This window comes from Marivirga sp., from assembly GCF_051117495.1.
GTDB lineage: Bacteria > Bacteroidota > Bacteroidia > Cytophagales > Cyclobacteriaceae > Marivirga.
Window position 1 is genome coordinate 57,881 of record NZ_JBNPEF010000010.1, and the last position, 16,096, is coordinate 73,976.

12 protein-coding genes are annotated in these 16,096 nt (G+C 34.1%); 11 read left to right on the top strand and 1 reads right to left on the bottom strand.

All coding sequences use genetic code 11. The annotated features are described in order from the left end of the window. Positions 1 to 8: 8 nt before the first annotated feature. Complete coding sequence (locus ACFE0M_RS06290) at positions 9 to 344, bottom strand: MGMT family protein (RefSeq protein WP_434544897.1); 336 nt, start codon at positions 342 to 344, stop codon at positions 9 to 11. Between the two features lie 111 nt (positions 345 to 455). On the opposite strand from ACFE0M_RS06290, the gene ACFE0M_RS06295 reads away from it, so the two are divergent. The 11 genes from ACFE0M_RS06295 to ACFE0M_RS06345 all read left to right on the top strand — a co-directional run bounded on the left by ACFE0M_RS06295 (position 456) and on the right by ACFE0M_RS06345 (position 15,819). Then, entirely contained in the window at positions 456 to 2,705 is a 2,250-nt protein-coding gene (locus ACFE0M_RS06295) for a WG repeat-containing protein (protein WP_434544898.1), read from the top strand. Positions 2,706 to 2,874: 169 nt separating this feature from the next. Beyond that, positions 2,875 to 4,569, top strand: coding sequence for a sensor histidine kinase (locus tag ACFE0M_RS06300; RefSeq protein ID WP_434544899.1), 1,695 nt, complete (start codon positions 2,875 to 2,877; stop codon positions 4,567 to 4,569). Between the two features lie 242 nt (positions 4,570 to 4,811). Beyond that, a complete protein-coding gene (locus ACFE0M_RS06305; RefSeq protein WP_434544900.1) occupies positions 4,812 to 6,029 on the top strand; it encodes a TlpA disulfide reductase family protein in 1,218 nt (405 codons plus the stop codon). A gap of 3 nt (positions 6,030 to 6,032) precedes the next feature. Next, complete coding sequence (locus ACFE0M_RS06310) at positions 6,033 to 6,665, top strand: hypothetical protein (protein WP_434544901.1); 633 nt, start codon at positions 6,033 to 6,035, stop codon at positions 6,663 to 6,665. Beyond that, positions 6,646 to 7,338 (top strand): DUF2490 domain-containing protein, encoded by a 693-nt coding sequence (locus ACFE0M_RS06315; protein WP_434544902.1) that lies wholly within the window; start codon positions 6,646 to 6,648, stop codon positions 7,336 to 7,338. The genes ACFE0M_RS06310 and ACFE0M_RS06315 overlap by 20 nt, the downstream gene beginning before the upstream one ends. Positions 7,339 to 8,011: 673 nt before the next feature. Then, on the top strand, positions 8,012 to 9,364 hold the full coding sequence (locus ACFE0M_RS06320; RefSeq protein ID WP_434544903.1) for a M28 family peptidase: 1,353 nt from the start codon (positions 8,012 to 8,014) through the stop codon (positions 9,362 to 9,364). A 171-nt stretch (positions 9,365 to 9,535) separates the two neighbouring features. Continuing rightward, the gene (locus tag ACFE0M_RS06325; protein ID WP_434544904.1) at positions 9,536 to 10,270 is read left to right on the top strand and encodes a head GIN domain-containing protein; all 735 of its coding nucleotides are present in this window, start codon (positions 9,536 to 9,538) and stop codon (positions 10,268 to 10,270) included. A gap of 106 nt (positions 10,271 to 10,376) precedes the next feature. Next, complete coding sequence (locus ACFE0M_RS06330; protein ID WP_434544905.1) at positions 10,377 to 10,592, top strand: hypothetical protein; 216 nt, start codon at positions 10,377 to 10,379, stop codon at positions 10,590 to 10,592. Between the two features lie 252 nt (positions 10,593 to 10,844). Continuing rightward, on the top strand, positions 10,845 to 13,184 hold the full coding sequence (locus ACFE0M_RS06335; protein ID WP_434544906.1) for a TonB-dependent receptor domain-containing protein: 2,340 nt from the start codon (positions 10,845 to 10,847) through the stop codon (positions 13,182 to 13,184). A gap of 411 nt (positions 13,185 to 13,595) precedes the next feature. After that, positions 13,596 to 14,849 carry a DNA cytosine methyltransferase gene (locus tag ACFE0M_RS06340; RefSeq protein ID WP_434544907.1) on the top strand — a complete coding sequence of 418 codons (1,254 nt, stop codon included), beginning with the start codon at positions 13,596 to 13,598 and terminating at the stop codon, positions 14,847 to 14,849. Next, positions 14,815 to 15,819 carry a restriction endonuclease gene (locus ACFE0M_RS06345; RefSeq protein ID WP_434544908.1) on the top strand — a complete coding sequence of 335 codons (1,005 nt, stop codon included), beginning with the start codon at positions 14,815 to 14,817 and terminating at the stop codon, positions 15,817 to 15,819. Before ACFE0M_RS06340 ends, ACFE0M_RS06345 begins: the two co-directional genes overlap by 35 nt. Positions 15,820 to 16,096: the final 277 nt, after the last annotated feature.

Consider the following 16,096-nt stretch of genomic DNA (forward strand, 5'->3'; position numbering starts at 1 on the left):
GAATTGCATCACATATCCAACTCCTCCATAGGATCCCAAAAAACTTTCTCAAAATCCTGAATTTGATTTATTTTGACCTTAACACCCTCCGCTTCCAAGGCATCTTGCATGGCATCGAGCGTTTCAAAATGCATTTTACCCGTTAATAAACCATTACGATTTACGACACGGTGAGCAGGGATATCATCCATAGAATGTGATGCATTCATAGCATAGCCCACAACTCTGGAACTTTTTGCAGCTCCTAAGTATTTAGCAATAGCACCATAAGAGGTTACTCTTCCTTTAGGTATTAATCGAACTACTTGATATACCTGGTCGAAAAAATCATTCTTTTCCTTCATAAAATATGCAGACTGCTTTTACTTTTATATTTTTGAAATTTGAAACACCCAAATTTTGACTCAAAATTATTGAGCATCATAAATAAAAAGAAAGTTATTTTACCTTTCAATATGACAAAATTACTCTATATTTTCTTAATCCCATGGTCATTATTTGCTTATGCCAGTCAGGCACAGGCTTATGCTGAATTCCCGCTGGATAGCGCTTTGGAAGTATTTTCTAAAAAAGGAAAGAAAGGAGTGAAAAACCAAAAGGGCAATATATTGTTGGATGCAAAATATCAAGCTTTTGGATGGTCTGACGGAAAAACAAGGGATTTTACTGATGTTATCGGTTATAAGCAAAATGGAGTATGGGGTTTAATGTCCAATGATTTTGAAGAGATATCAAAGCCAAAATACAATTCACTTGTACCATTTGAAAATGACCTATTTGTTGTCTCAGAAAAAAGCAGATATTCAAAAGTAATATTTTACGGTCTTTTAAAATCAAACGGAAAAACTAAAATTAAATCTAAGTACAGGAATATCATTCCAGCAGGCGACTTTTTAATAACCGCCACTAAAAAAGAAGGAGATATTTTCTTTGGGGTCATCAATTCAAACGATAAAATCATTATAGATTTTGAATATTTCCATATCAGCTTTTTAGGGCATAACAACTTCTTTTTAACTCAAGGGAATGGACAAAAAGAACTCGTTAAATTAGCTCCCAAACCCGAAAAACTATTGGAAAATATAGACAGTGTCTCCACATTTAGGGATGGAGTAGCGATTATTTTCAAAAACGGTAAACAGGGTCTTATACGACAAGATGGCAAAATCTTATTGCCCATCGAATACAAAAAGATTGAATGGAATAACGGGAAACACATCTATGTGACACAGCTAGATGAGTGGACAATACTTAACCAAAAAGGACGAGAAATCGGCAGACAGAAAGCTGATTCCATTTTTTATCTTAATGATAGTTTATTAGTCAAAAACACCTCTTCATTTGCCCAAATTCGAAATGCCAATACTCAAAAAGACCAGCAGCTTTTTCTTGGTGATGTAAAGGATGTGTTTGGTGAAAATTTTATTCTTCAAAATTCAAACAGAACTTTTATTGCGAAAGACAGCAATCAATTGATTAGCGAAAAATTTGAGGGAGATGTTCAATGGAATGAAGAATTCTTCGTGGTAAAAAAGAAAACATATCAAGGATCTGAAAACATTATCATCAATACAAAAGGGGAATCGATTGTAGCCGACTCTTTCAAATTCTCCCATGAATTAATAGAATTAAAAATCAAATCCAATTGGGGGATTTTTGATGAGGATTTACAAGAAATTATTCCGCCTATGTACAATGACATAAAGAAAAACGGGGAACATTTCATTGTGAATTTCAAAGGGCAGTTCGGAGTCATAAATCAAGAAAATGACTGGATTATCCCTCCTCAATATTTGTCAATCGAACCTATTGATGAATTAAATTATAAAATGGTGGACAAATACTTAAGAGAATATATTTCAGATGGAAGAGATAAGGTAGAGGCCCAATTATATTATGATTTTTATGGTGAGTTTGGCGTTGAACAAGATATCAACCAGCAATTTAGATTGGTTGATAAAAAAGGAAATGTCAAAACAGATTTTAAATCGGGAAAATACAATGGACACGGGGAACTAGGGATACTTTTCAAAAATGATCAACAACATATCCTCTTGAATAAAGAGGGAAAAGAATTATTTAAAATCACTCATTATGATACCATTATTTTCTCCGATGATGAATATTTAGCCATACAAAAAAATGGCCAATGGGGATTCATCAATCAAGATGGGATTTTGAGAATTGCAAACCGATATGATTCTGTCCGCCCATTTCATAATGAACTTTCTGCTATCAGAATTAGAAATTCATGGGGATTTATCAACCGACAGGAAGATTTAGTGATTCAACCCTATTATGCTGAAGTTTCAGATTTCGAAAACAATACAGCATTTGTCAAATTGAACAATAAATTCGGTGTAATCAATCAAAATGGGGATTTTATTATTGAAGCAGAATACGATGAAATCATAAAAGAAAAGGAGTTTTATTTATTACGAAAAGCTTCAAAGTGGGGAATTGCCAAAAACAATGGGAAGGTTATCACCTTTCCTACTTATAACAATATTGCAGTAGGCAATAACTTTTTAAAAGTTGAGAAATACGGAACCAGTAGAATTCTCACCACTGAAGGAAATAATCTTATTAATGATCAATTTGATAAAATCTATTTTGATCACCAACAAAATGTTTTTCTGGCAAAGAAAATTTCCAAGAGAGAGCAAGTTTTTCTCACTGATATATTAAGCGGTAAATATCCTTAATAAAATACTACACCATCAATTTCTCAAGAAAGCATACTGGGAATTATAAAATCCGATATCCTTCAAAAAATATTCATCTTCATTTTTTTCGATAAGATGTGATTTTTAGCTTATATTTAAGTTGTTTTTGGGGATGAAATAAAATAATTTAAATTCCTTAGTAGTTTTTATGGGTTACAAATTAGAACATACTGCTGAAATAGCTTCTGAACTTCCAGGTGAACTTCTCCTAAAAATCATGAATGAAAGTTCATTGGTTGAGGCAAATGGTGTTCCTGTAAAAGCACTCAATAATATGCTGAAATTTATCACTGATGAGTTTGGAGCTGATGAACATTGGGTGGTAGAAGACAGTAAAAAAGACAATTGCCTCAAATGGGATATGGAAAACCCTTTAATTAAAGAAAGCATCCCTTTTAATCATGAATTAAAGGACAAAAGCCAACATCCTTTTTTCACTGTAGAAATTAAAAAACCGTTCTTGCTTTTTAAGCATCATTTGATTTTTCCAATTGTTTTAAATGATAAAAAAATATATGTAGGATTTTCTTCACAGCATAAATTTGATCTAAGTTCTCAAGATAAAAAGTTCTTTTATGTGATTTCCGAAAGATTGAAAGAACTCATATTATTAATCAATAACGAAAGGAAAGAAAAATCAAAAACTCAGCGATTAGAGACTATTCTTGATAGACTACCGCAAGCTATCGTTTTTACTGAAAATAAAAATGGCAACACATGGCTCAATAATGAGGCACTTGAAATTTTTGGGTTAGAAAAAAATGAAAAAACGATACCTTCAGAACTTTTTACAAAAAAATTAGCTGAACTTAAGGTAAAAGTCACCAATAAAGATGAGGTGGAAATGGTGGGCAATAATTTAATCAGCTTAAATGCTCTACCTTCAAGCTTTGGGGAAGATTGGATCTGGAAATTTGAAGATTCTGTACTAAAAGTAATTCGTAAAAATGCATATATAGGTGGAAAAGAAGGAGAATTATGGGTCTTTGACAATGTGAGCGAATTATATTTCGCCAATGAAAGATTGAATTCACTTTTCAGAAAATTGAACGTGGCCTACAATGAGATCAATGCCAACCTTACTGAATTTCAAAGCAAGTCCACTAATAAAAGCATAACTGACTTAGAAGCAGAAGAATCCAGAATCATACAACAATATGATGATAACGATATCTTAGGGAAAGTTACCCACGATTTAAGAACTCCTTTTGCTAAAGTTTACACCATCGTTCAGTTATTATTGAGCGATAATCAAGAAAATTTAAGCGACCAACAAGTAGAAAGAATTAATCTAATCAAGCAGGTGGTTGCAGATGGATTACAGATTGTAAAAGGATTTTTGGATACCGGCAATATGGTGTTGGATGAGAAAAAATTTAATCCTGAATTGATTGATATTCAAGATTTTGTTGACAATAGCCTCATGCCCTACGAATTATTATCTGCCAAAAAGAATATCATTTTCATCACCCAGGTATTGGATAAAGACCTCAAAATTGATGTTGATCGCACTTATTTGAGGAGAATTATAGACAATTTAGTTTCCAACGCTATAAAATTCTCACCTGACGAAACGCAAATCAACTACACCATTTTCAAGGAAGGAGATGAAATCATATTTTCTGTAAAGGATCAGGGACCAGGGCTTACGGATGATGATAAAAGCCGTTTATTTAAAAAGTATCAGCAACTTTCTGCCAAGCCAATTGGTACTGATGAATCCACAGGATTAGGTCTTTATATCGTGAAGACCATGGTTGATAAGATGGGCGGAAGAATTTGGGTTGAAAGTGAAAAAGGAAAAGGAGCTGAATTTAAGGTCGCCCTCAAAACAAATGATTGAAATTTTTATTAAAGATCATTAAAATCCCTCCATAATTACTTAAAAGTATTTTACATTAGCGTCAAAATCTAAAACCCAAAATCTTTATTTTAAGTTAAATCAGCATGAAATAGTCATAAATCCGGCATACCAACCGATATGAATATAAATGGTTATTGAAAGTTGGCAACTAGGATTGTAAACCTTGACTATTACATAGCCTGTCCCGATTTTTCGGGATGGCGACTTATAAACATTTACACATGAAATATTTATACCTATTAAGTTTTATTCTATTATTTGCTTGTTCCCCAAAACAAGAAAAAATCGAACTCTCTGGAACATGGATTGGTGAAATTAGTATGCAGGGAAAAACCATGCCTTTTAAAATGCAAATTCAGGAGGAGCAAAATGGAGAAATTAAGGCAAGCATTATTAATGGTGAAGAAGAGATCAAATTGGATGAAATTGAAAAAAGAAATGACTCTCTTCATATTCCTTTACATATTTTCGACATTTCGATTGATGTAAAAATTGGTAATAATGTTTTAGCGGGAACCTATACTAAACACTACGAAGCAGATTATGTGCTTCCTATAACTTTTCACAAAGGAGATACTCGATTTAAGAGTGATTTAAATGAAGAGCCAGCGGATTTCTCAGGAAAATGGGAAGTCACTTTTATTGAACCTAAGGAACAAGATACCACAGAAGCGGTTGGGATTTTTAAGCAAAAAGGAAGCAATATCAAGGGGACTTTTTTAACTCCCTTGGGTGATTACCGCTACCTAGTGGGCATTGCAGAAGGAAATCAAATGAAATTAAGTACTTTTGATGGAAATCACGCCTTTCTATTTGAAGCAGAATTGCAAGAGGATAAAACGCTAAAAGGTGATTTTTATTCAGGAAAAGATTGGTATGAAAGCTGGACAGCCTTCAAAAACGAAAATGCAGAACTCCCGCATCCCGATTCTTTAACTTATTTGAAAAAAGGCTATGATAATATCTATTTCAGCTTCCCAAATCTGGAAGGAGAGAAAGTGAGTCTTCAAGATGAAAAGTATCAGGACAAAGTAGTAATCGTACAAATTTTTGGAACTTGGTGCCCCAATTGTATGGACGAGACCAAATTCCTTACGAAATGGTATGATGAAAATAAAAGCAGAGGAGTGGAAATCATTGGCTTGGCTTATGAAGCTAAAGATGATTATGAATATGCCAAAAGCAGGGTTGAAAAAATGATCAATAAATACGATGTGAAATATGACTTCCTGATTGCCGGCACTAATGATAAAGAAGAAGCTTCTAAAACTTTGCCCATGCTCAATCGTGTGATTTCATTTCCAACCATGATTATCATTGATAAAAATGGTGAATTGGTTAGCATTCACACTGGTTTTAGCGGGCCTGGAACAGGAAAATATTACGATATGTTTGTTCAAGATTTTAATGCTAAAATGGATAGTCTTTTAACAAAATAAGTGATGCGCTCTTATTTAAAATATTCAATTATAATTTTAGCATCCTTTGTATTTGCACACATTTCCATTGCCCAGGAAATTGGTGAAAAATATGAAAGAGAGGAGAAAATAAAACAAGAAGAATTTCCAGAACCTGCATTGGAATTAATTGAACCCATTCTTAAAAAGGGGAAAAGGACTCGATTTTTCAAAGATTATGAGAAGGAAACTTACTTTTTTGAAGTAAAGACCATCTATAAAGATGAAAAAATCAGTATCAAATTTTTAAAGGACGGCAGCCTGCTGGATATCGAAATCCTGAAAGAACTCAATGAGCTACCTGAAGACATTCAAGATAAAATAAAACAACATTTTCAAACTAATTATAAAAAGTACAAGCTCAACAGAATCCAGATTCAATACAACAGAGAACAGGAATATGAAGATGGAGAACTGGAAATTGATGATGATGAAGAGTATGTAGAGGAATTCATGGAAATGGATTTGGAAGACCTGATCATCAAATACGAAATTGAAGCTGAAGTGGTAGATGAAGAAAATGAAAGAGGCTTTTTTGAGTATCTTTTTGATGCTGAAGGTGAAATGGAGCAAATCAAGAAAATCGTGAAAAGAGCTGATGACAACGTACTTTACTAAATTTCTTTTTATTGTTTTCATATCAATTCCCTTCTTGGGAAATACCCAGCATAAACCCTCTCTTCGATGGGAACCCGGAATTTCAGTTACCAAAAAAATAGATTCACGATGGAGTTATAATATGTCCATATCAGGAAGACAACGATTTACAAATTATGGTGAAGGGGAAAGGAATCTTAAAACGGATCGTTGGGAAATTAAATCATTTGGCACATATACCCTATTTGGAAGTAAAAAATTAAGTTTAGGCTATATGTATAGGACAGTTGATCCTTTTGAACCTGAAAGTGGTTGGGAGCATAGAATCACGCAACAATTTGCCTTTATTACCAATTTTGGTGGCTACCGATTAGGAAATAAAATTAGATTAGAGCAAAGAATCCGCTCTAGCGATTATTTAACCAGATTGAGATATGCCATTAGTAATGATTTTCCCTTGCAAGGAGAAAGTCTGGATCCAAAAGAATTTTATTTAATTGGAGGTAATGAACTGGTTTATGCTTTTAATGGCCTTGGAGATGAACTGGAAAATAGATTTTCTTTAGGAATTGGAAGATTAATAAAAGGTGGGCAAAAGTTACAATTTTCAGTTCAAAGCCGTTATAGCGACTTAATCAGTTCGAATCGAGACCATATTATCCAATTCGAAAGTGTTTATTACTTCAATTTGTAAGAATATATTTCTTCTGTGGAAAACTTTCCATAATGTCTTCTTGTTTGAACTTTGAAAGCTGTAATTTTGCAGCATCCTCAGGGTGTTAAACAAATTTTGGTGAACCTAACAAGTATGACAATACCGGGTGAAGCAAACCTGTAAAGCCAGGCCTCATCCGCTAGCTAGCGGACCTCGTTTCCCTTTTAGGGATTCAGGATAACAGTGGAAGGCTGATCGGGCAAGCAGCCCAAATCCTGTAATAATCGGGGTTCACGCAATTTCTTTGATGCTCTGAGGTTTTTTGGTTAAGTTAGAAGTTTGAAGTGAGAAGCTGGAAGCAAAAAGATTTCAATTCTTATTTAATTTTCATCAATCCTATTTCAATTTATTTCCTTTTTATCTCAACTTTATTTCAATCTTATTTCCAGCATATCTCCAGTTTATTTCCATTTTATATCTACCCTATTTCTAATTATTTCCACTTTATATCTATCCTACTTCTACTTTATTTCATTTTAGCCCGGTGCTGACCTTCGGTACTGACCTAATTTCGTGCTAACTCATCCATCAACACATCAGCATATCAATTCATCGTCTCATCCTCCATTCATCAAAGATGATGCTCATTCCACAACAATTTCCTTACTTTTTGCTTTTGGTATTCATATATTCATGAAAAATAACTCATACTATGAAAAAATATATACTTACGATTGCCTTGAGCGCTATTGCCTATTTTGGTTTTAGCCAAGCACCCCAAGAGGTGGATACTCGCCACTATGATATAATAGAAGCAGTATCAGCAGAAAGAATTGAAAGTGACATTAGAACTTTGGCAGGATTTGGAACAAGAAATACATTCTCCGATACCGTTTCCAATACAAGAGGAATTGGTGCGGCCAGAAGATGGATAAAAGCAGAATTTGATAAAATTTCTGAGGAATGTGGTGGTTGTCTAGAAGTATTCTATCAAAAAGATTACGTAACCAAAGAAGGCAACAGCAGAGTACCTAAAGATGCATGGGTAGTAAATGTAGTGGCTATTCAAAAAGGAACTGATTACCCTAATAATCATGTATTAATGTCAGGAGATATTGATTCTCGTGCAAGTAATACAATGGATTATGAAACTGATGCGCCAGGAGCAAACGATAATGCCTCAGGAATGGCAGGCACTATTGAAGCTGCAAGGGTTCTTTCCAAATACAAATTCAAAAACAGTATAGTCTATGTGGGACTTTCTGGTGAAGAGCAAGGATTGTTTGGCGGAGCAGGTTTAGCCGAATACGCCAAAGAGAAAGAATGGAATATCATTGGTATATTGAATAATGATATGATTGGTAATATTGAAGGAGTGGATGGCGTAATTGACAACCGCACTTTCAGAATATTCTCTGAGCCGGTTCCCCCAACTGAAACAGAAAGAGAACGAACTATGCGAAGATATTATGGCGGGGAAGTGGACGGAATATCCAGACAATTGGCTCGATACGTTCATAATCAGGTGAAAACCTACATGCCCGAAATGAATCCAATGATGATTTACCGTTTGGATCGATTTGGAAGAGGCGGACACCACAGGCCTTTCAATGATTTGGGCTTTGCTGGCATCAGAATCATGGAAGCTCATGAAAACTATAACCGTCAGCATCAGGATATTAGAGTGGAGGATGGAATTGAATATGGAGATGTAGTGGAAGGTGTAAATTTTGATTATGCCAAAAAACTAACGGCTGTAAATGCCATTTCCTTGGCAGGATTGGCCTGGGCACCACCAGCTCCTCAAAATGTAGGAATAGGCGGAGTAGTAGCGCCATCAGCCATTTTAGCATGGGACGAAGTGGATGATGATAATATAGTAGGCTATAAAATCTATTGGAGATTAACTACTTCCCCTACCTGGGATAATTTCCGATATGTAGGAAAAGTAAATGAGCATACTTTAGAAGGCATTGTAATTGATAATTATTATTTCGGTGTATCTGCGGTAGATAAAAATGGAAATGAATCGGTTGTGGTATTTCCTGATAGAGTGATTAGATAGTGAAGCTGATTCTTTTTAGATTCTTAAAAGACTTGCAAAACAGCAGGTCTTTTTTTATGTGGTCTTTTATAAAGTTAATCGATATAAATATGTAATTTATCCTAATTAATTACATTAGTCAACATTGTGAAGCTTAGTTCGTTTGAATAGCATCACCAATAAATTATGATGATGAAGAAATCAAATTTTATTTTAGGAATTCTATTTTCATTGATCTCAACCTCTATTTCAGCACAAGTAAACAATTATAATGTGATGAATATAGTGGATTTTCACAGCATTAGTGTCAATTCAGCCTATACTGTGTATGTAAAACAATCCAATAAAGAGGAAGTAAGGGTTGAAGCAGAGAAAGAGATTTATGATTTAACTGAGATTACTGTGAAAGAAGGGGTTTTGCATATCAACATTAAAAGAGACGACTCCAAATCAAGCAAAAGTATATGGCAAAAAATTGACAATATTAAATTGATGCCCACATTAAAAGTATATGTATCCATAAAAGATGTAGAAAGTCTATCCGTTAATGGAAACGGTAAGCTTATCACTGAAAATTCAATTGCATCTGATAAACTCTCGCTATTGGTGGCCGGAACCGGAAGTATGGAAGTAGATATTAAAAGCGAAAGCATAGACGCAAAATTATCAGGCCCGGGAAGTTTAACCATTAAAGGATATGCTAATAAGATGGACATTGAAAATAGTGGAGCAGGAAGTATAGATGCTTATGATTTTGAGGTACAAAATGCTAATGCAAGCTTGTTTGGTTTAGGATCCATGAAAATCAATGTATCCGATAAATTGGACGCTAAAATTTACGGAAGTGGAAATATGTTGGTAAAAGGTGCTACCAAAGAAATCGTGAAAAAGGAATACGGAGCCGGGCTAGTGGAAAGAAAAAATTAATTCTAATCTGAGAATAAGTATCTAAAAAGCTTAGGTGTAACAATATAGGCTTCAATCCTGTATAATATTATAGTAGTTTTTATTTAAATCATTTAAAACAAACAAAATGTCAACGATAAAAGATAAAACACTAAAGGAATTGGAAAATAAAGTGCACGATTTAGAGAACTTTATAGCAAGAAAAGGAATAGGCTCCAGCTATCTGTCCAGAGCAGAGAAAATTCAAAGAAATTTGAATATAGGTCTCTTTGTAGGCGGAGTTGCCCTTGTGGGCGGAGTTATAGCCTATGCCTTATTAAAGTCTGATGAGGATGAAGATTAAATAAATAAACAATACATAATATTCAAAAAGCCTGACTTTAGAAAGTCGGGCTTATTTATTCCTACTCTAAGTTCCTTCCTGAACCTATTTAATAGTTTTGGATTAATATATCATTCCCAGTCAAATTCCATTTAAACCTCTTATAAATATTAATCAGCTTAAAATCAGCACTTAATAACAATCTAACTCCCACCGAGGTTGTACAAAAGTGTTTGATACTCAATTCATATGGTAAAGCTTTAATAATACCTTATGAAAAATATTATTTATTTTATTCTAGTTGTCTTTTTAAGTCTCCCCTATTCAGAATTGGCCGCACAAAATAATCCCTTTACTATAAGTGGTCAAGCTTACGACATTGAAAATGAAATCCCAATTCAATTTGCTCAGGTAGCTCTTTTTAAAGAAAATGCTAAGGAGCCTGAAACTTTTACCAATACTGACGAAAAAGGAAATTTTCAACTTCAGGCACCAAAAGGAAACTACGAGCTTAAAATATTTTTTATAGGATATGAAGATAAAATATTGAGTGATATCTTCCTCAACAAAAACATGGAACTTGGAAAGGTTGAAATGACTAATGAGAACAACCAACTAGACGAAGTGGAAGTAACAGGCACAAAACCTATGGTGAGAACAACAGTAGAAGGAATCACCATAAATCCTGACCAGAATTTATCCAACCTGGGAGGTACTTTATTGGATATCTTAAGAAATACCCCTTCCGTGAGAGTGGGAGACGATGGGTCAATTTCTTTAAGGGGAAGCTCAGGAACCAATGTGCTCATTAATGGCAGAAACTCTTCTTTAACTCGAAATTTAGACCGAATTCCGGCTAGCTCCATAGAGGAGATTAAAGTGATTAACAACCCAAATGCCAGATATGATGCTGAAGCAGAGGCAGGAATTATTGATATAAAATTAAAAAGAGGAGATAAACTAGGCACCAATGGTGGAATTGACGGGCTCTACGGAACCAGAGGACGTTCAAGTTTGGGAGGTCAAATTAATCACCGCGACATCCGATATAACGTATATGGAGGCTACAATTATAGAAATTGGAAAAACGTAGGAGAAAGAAGAGTCAACAGAACCATATTCGAAGATGAAGAAAACTTAAGACAAAATACCAATTCTGAAAGTCGAAGGGAAGGCCACACCTTTAACTACGGAGCAGATTATTATTTTGGCAATAATACCTTAAGTTATGAGGGTGTATTAAGTACTAGCTATAGCCAACAAGTAAATACACTATTCTCCGAATTGAATGATACGAATACTGATAATCTATTATTAGAATATGTCAGAAGAAATAGTGAAAATGAATCAGACGATGGGTATGATAATGCCATTATATACGAAAGGGATTTCGATGAAAAAGAAAGGTCATTTAAATTTTCTGCTTCACAATCCTATACCAACCAATTTAAAACGCAAAATATAGAAATTTTTAGGGGTACCCTAAGTACAGATGAATCAGGACTGAACGGCAGAGAACAAGCCTTTACGGACGAAAAAAGATATAATTATGTCTTTCAGGCCGATTATATCCATCCTTTTGAAAATCAAATGAAATTAGAAACTGGCTTGAAATCAAACATCAGGAATTTCACCTATGATTTTGATTTCTCTAGATTCTCTTTTGAAAATAATGAATTTGAAGATGACCCAGCCGTAAGCAATGAATTTGATTATCAGGACAGGATTCATGCCGCTTATGCAGTGCTTTCCAAATCATTTGACAAATTGGATGTAATTGCAGGAGTAAGAGGAGAACTTACTCAGCTTAGCACTTATTTGTATAATACGGATGAGGAAAACAGTCAAGAATACTTCAATTTATTCCCGAGCCTTCAAACATTATATAAATTAACGAATAATCAATCCTTCAAATTCACCTACAGTCGAAGGATAGACCGACCTACAGCTTGGAGATTGAATCCCTTTCCAGATATTACCGATTCACTAAACGTGAGAAGAGGAAACCCGAACCTACAGCCCGAGTTGATTAATTCCATGGAATTAGGACATATTTTTGAGGGTAAAACATCCAGTTTGACTACCAATTTCTTTTACCGACAAATACAAGGAAGGCTAGATTATATCACAAGAGTTGAAGACGGCATTTCCTATTCAGAGCCTGCAAATTTGAATACCGCTGAATCATATGGAATAGAAGTAATAGGTTTAAAAGACATAACTCCCTGGTGGACGCTGAATGGAAGTGTTACAGGTTTTAATATAAGAGTTGACGGCTCGAATATCAGTGAAGAATTTACCAATAATGGCTACGCATTAAATAGTAAACTAACTTCTGATTTTAAACTTCCTTATGATATTACTATTCAATTGGTGGGAAATTATTATTCTCCAGAAATTGAAGCCCAAGGCAGTAATTTAGGTCAATATTATATGGATGCCAGCATTCAAAAAAGTTTTTTGGACAAAAAAGGTACTATTTCCTTAAGTGCTAGAGATATTTTCGATAGCTTGAGATATGCAGGAGACCGTTTAACGAATTCATTTTCTCAATCATACTACGCCAAAAGAGAAACCAGAATATTTTTATTGAGTGCTAGGTATTCTTTTTAAAAGCCATTCTGGATTAACTTAAATAATTAAAATGACCATAAGGCTAGCAAGCCTTATAGGATTTACTTTTCTATGATATTTAATCATTTATATGAAATTCACTATTTACTTATCTGTGAATAAAACGTTTAATTCTACGGAAAAAACTGTTTTCCACCTCTTTCAACTCATCAAGATAGTTTTTTTTAACTATAATTTCAGTAGATTGCAAAGAATATAAAAGGTATAAATGCACCTTGGGGTGTACTTTATTCAATTGTTGTGTTTAATGTAGTGAGATTATGTGCAAGTAATGCCTACACGCATTTGCAAGCTCTTACCCTCTGGTTGATGGTTCAGCTTGCAAAAGAGGAAAATTTTTTCAATAGCTCGATTTAAAATCGTACTTTTGTCTGATATAAAGGTGATAAAATGAATGATAAAATTGGAATATTCTCGTTTTTTGCTGGAGCTGGTTTTTTGGATTTAGGATTTGAAAAAACTGGATTCTTTGAGACTTTGTTTGCCAATGAGTACCATCAACCTTTCATGGATATTTATAAAGGGGCAAGAGAGAATATTGGTATTAAAGCACCACGATTTGGTCATCATGTAAATGATATTAATGACTTTCTTATAAAGGAAAAATTAAATGAATTAAAATCGAATCTTGATAATTCAAAAAAGGATTATAAGGCGGTTGGTTTCATTGGTGGTCCTCCTTGTCCTGATTTTTCTGTAGGAGGTAAGAATAAAGGTGAAGAAGGTGAAAATGGTAGACTTTCTGGGACGTATACAGACTTGATATGTAAAACCAAACCTGATTTCTTTCTGTTTGAAAATGTAAAAGGTTTATGGAGGACTAAAAAGCATAGAGCATTTTATGAAACATTGAAAGAAAAATTAATAACAAATGGTTATTTATTGACTGAGCGATTAATTAATTCTATTGAATATGGAGTTCCACAGGATAGGGATAGAATTATTCTTATTGGATTTAAAAAAGAATTTCTTTTTGCAAATACATATAAAGATAATGGCACTCCATTTTTATGGGATTTTGATTGGGATTTTGGAATTAAATATGACAAAGAGAAGGTATTTAATATTCCATGGCAGAAATCTGAAAAATTCATTGAAGATTCACCTAAGATAAAACCAAGTATTGTTCCAGAAGAACTAACTATTCAATATTGGTTTGAAAAAAATGATATCATAAATCATAAAAATCAGTCAAAACATTTTACTCCTAAAGCAGGGCTTGTGAAATTCCAAAGTGTTGATGAAGGAGATGATAGCAAAAAGTCTTATAAAAGATTGCACAGATGGAGATATTCTCCAACAGCAGCTTATGGAAATAATGAGGTGCATTTACATCCTTATAAAGCAAGACGAATTTCAGTTGCAGAAGCTTTGGCAATTCAATCATTACCGAAAGATTTTATAATTCCTGATAATATAACTCTTACAAATTCATTTAAGGCAATAGGAAATGGTGTACCATATTTAGCAGCACAAGGATTGGCTGTTACGATTTTAAATTTCTTCAATGGATTTGTAAATAAAAAATATAAAATAAATGGAGAAACTAACGGCTCAAAACATAGTCTCATTTATAAATCAACTACCAAAGCAAAACAGTTATCAGTACTTGAACCCGAAGAACAAAGGGCTTATTCAAATTGAAACAGTTACTTTACCTGAAGGACCAATTCGAATTAAAAGATGCGACCCATCAAAAGGGGAAACTTTCGCAGACAAAAAATCAGTTACGATTAGCTCTCAAATGATTTGGCGTTTAGCAAATGCGATACGTTCTAACCAACCTATTAATGTAGATAGAATATTAGGAGCAAGTTACAATACTCGTTCTGTATTAGAAGCTTTAATTGCACATACACCTCAATTTCATTTTTGTTATCCAGGGAGAATAGAGAGTGTAAATGCAAATGAAGCCGTTAAAAAAGGGCATAAACATTTAATATGGAATCCTGATTCTCCTCATGAGAATGGGGTTACAAATCAAATAGAAACAGAGATTGTTATTTCAGAAGTCCCTACACTTGAAGCCTATTATGACGCATTAGTTTTACCTGCTGACATGGAGGTTGAAGAACTTGATATTGATATCAAACGCAGACATGCACAAATTCAGATTGCGTTATATTTTATTGGAAAGCAATTAGGATTTAGAACTTGGGTAGCTCAAAATGATAAAGGAATATTATATCAAAATAAAAAGCTTGGAGAATTTGAAGGGGTGATAGCAAAACTTGATGATGAAGTCTTGATAAAGTCACATCGTGATGCAGTGAAAGCAGCCTTACTGATTGATTGCATTTGGTTTAAGAATGGTCGTTTAATGCCAGCAGTAATGGAGATTGAGCATTCGACTGGTGTAACGAGTGGATTAACAAGAATGAAAAACTTCTATGACAAATTTCCTCCTTTTCCGACTCGTTACGTTGTTGTTGCTCCAGATGAAGATAGAAAGAAGGTAGTTCAGGAGGCAAACAAACCGCAATTTTCAGAATTAGAAACTAAGTTCTTTCCATATTCGGCAGTTGAAGAATTATATGCACTCTGTCAAAAAAGAAAGCTTAGGGGTGTGACAGAAGATTTTCTTGATTGTTATATGGAAACAATTGTGAATTAATGCCGACCCTTCGCAACCATACACATTGCCAAGTTACTCAAAAACCTCATCTACGACCAAAACTTGTCAAAGAGTATGGCTGCCAACGTGCTGGGAGGAATCGGAGAATAAAGCACTAAAACACAACAATATGTATAATTCATAAGGGTTAAGAGGTTTTCGAATGGTATCACCCGCATCAATTTTGAGTGGTAACTAGCTAAGTTTGAAGTCCGCAATCCCTCACGAAATTATACACTCAACGTTAATAAACATTTTCCGCAATAAGAAATTTCGA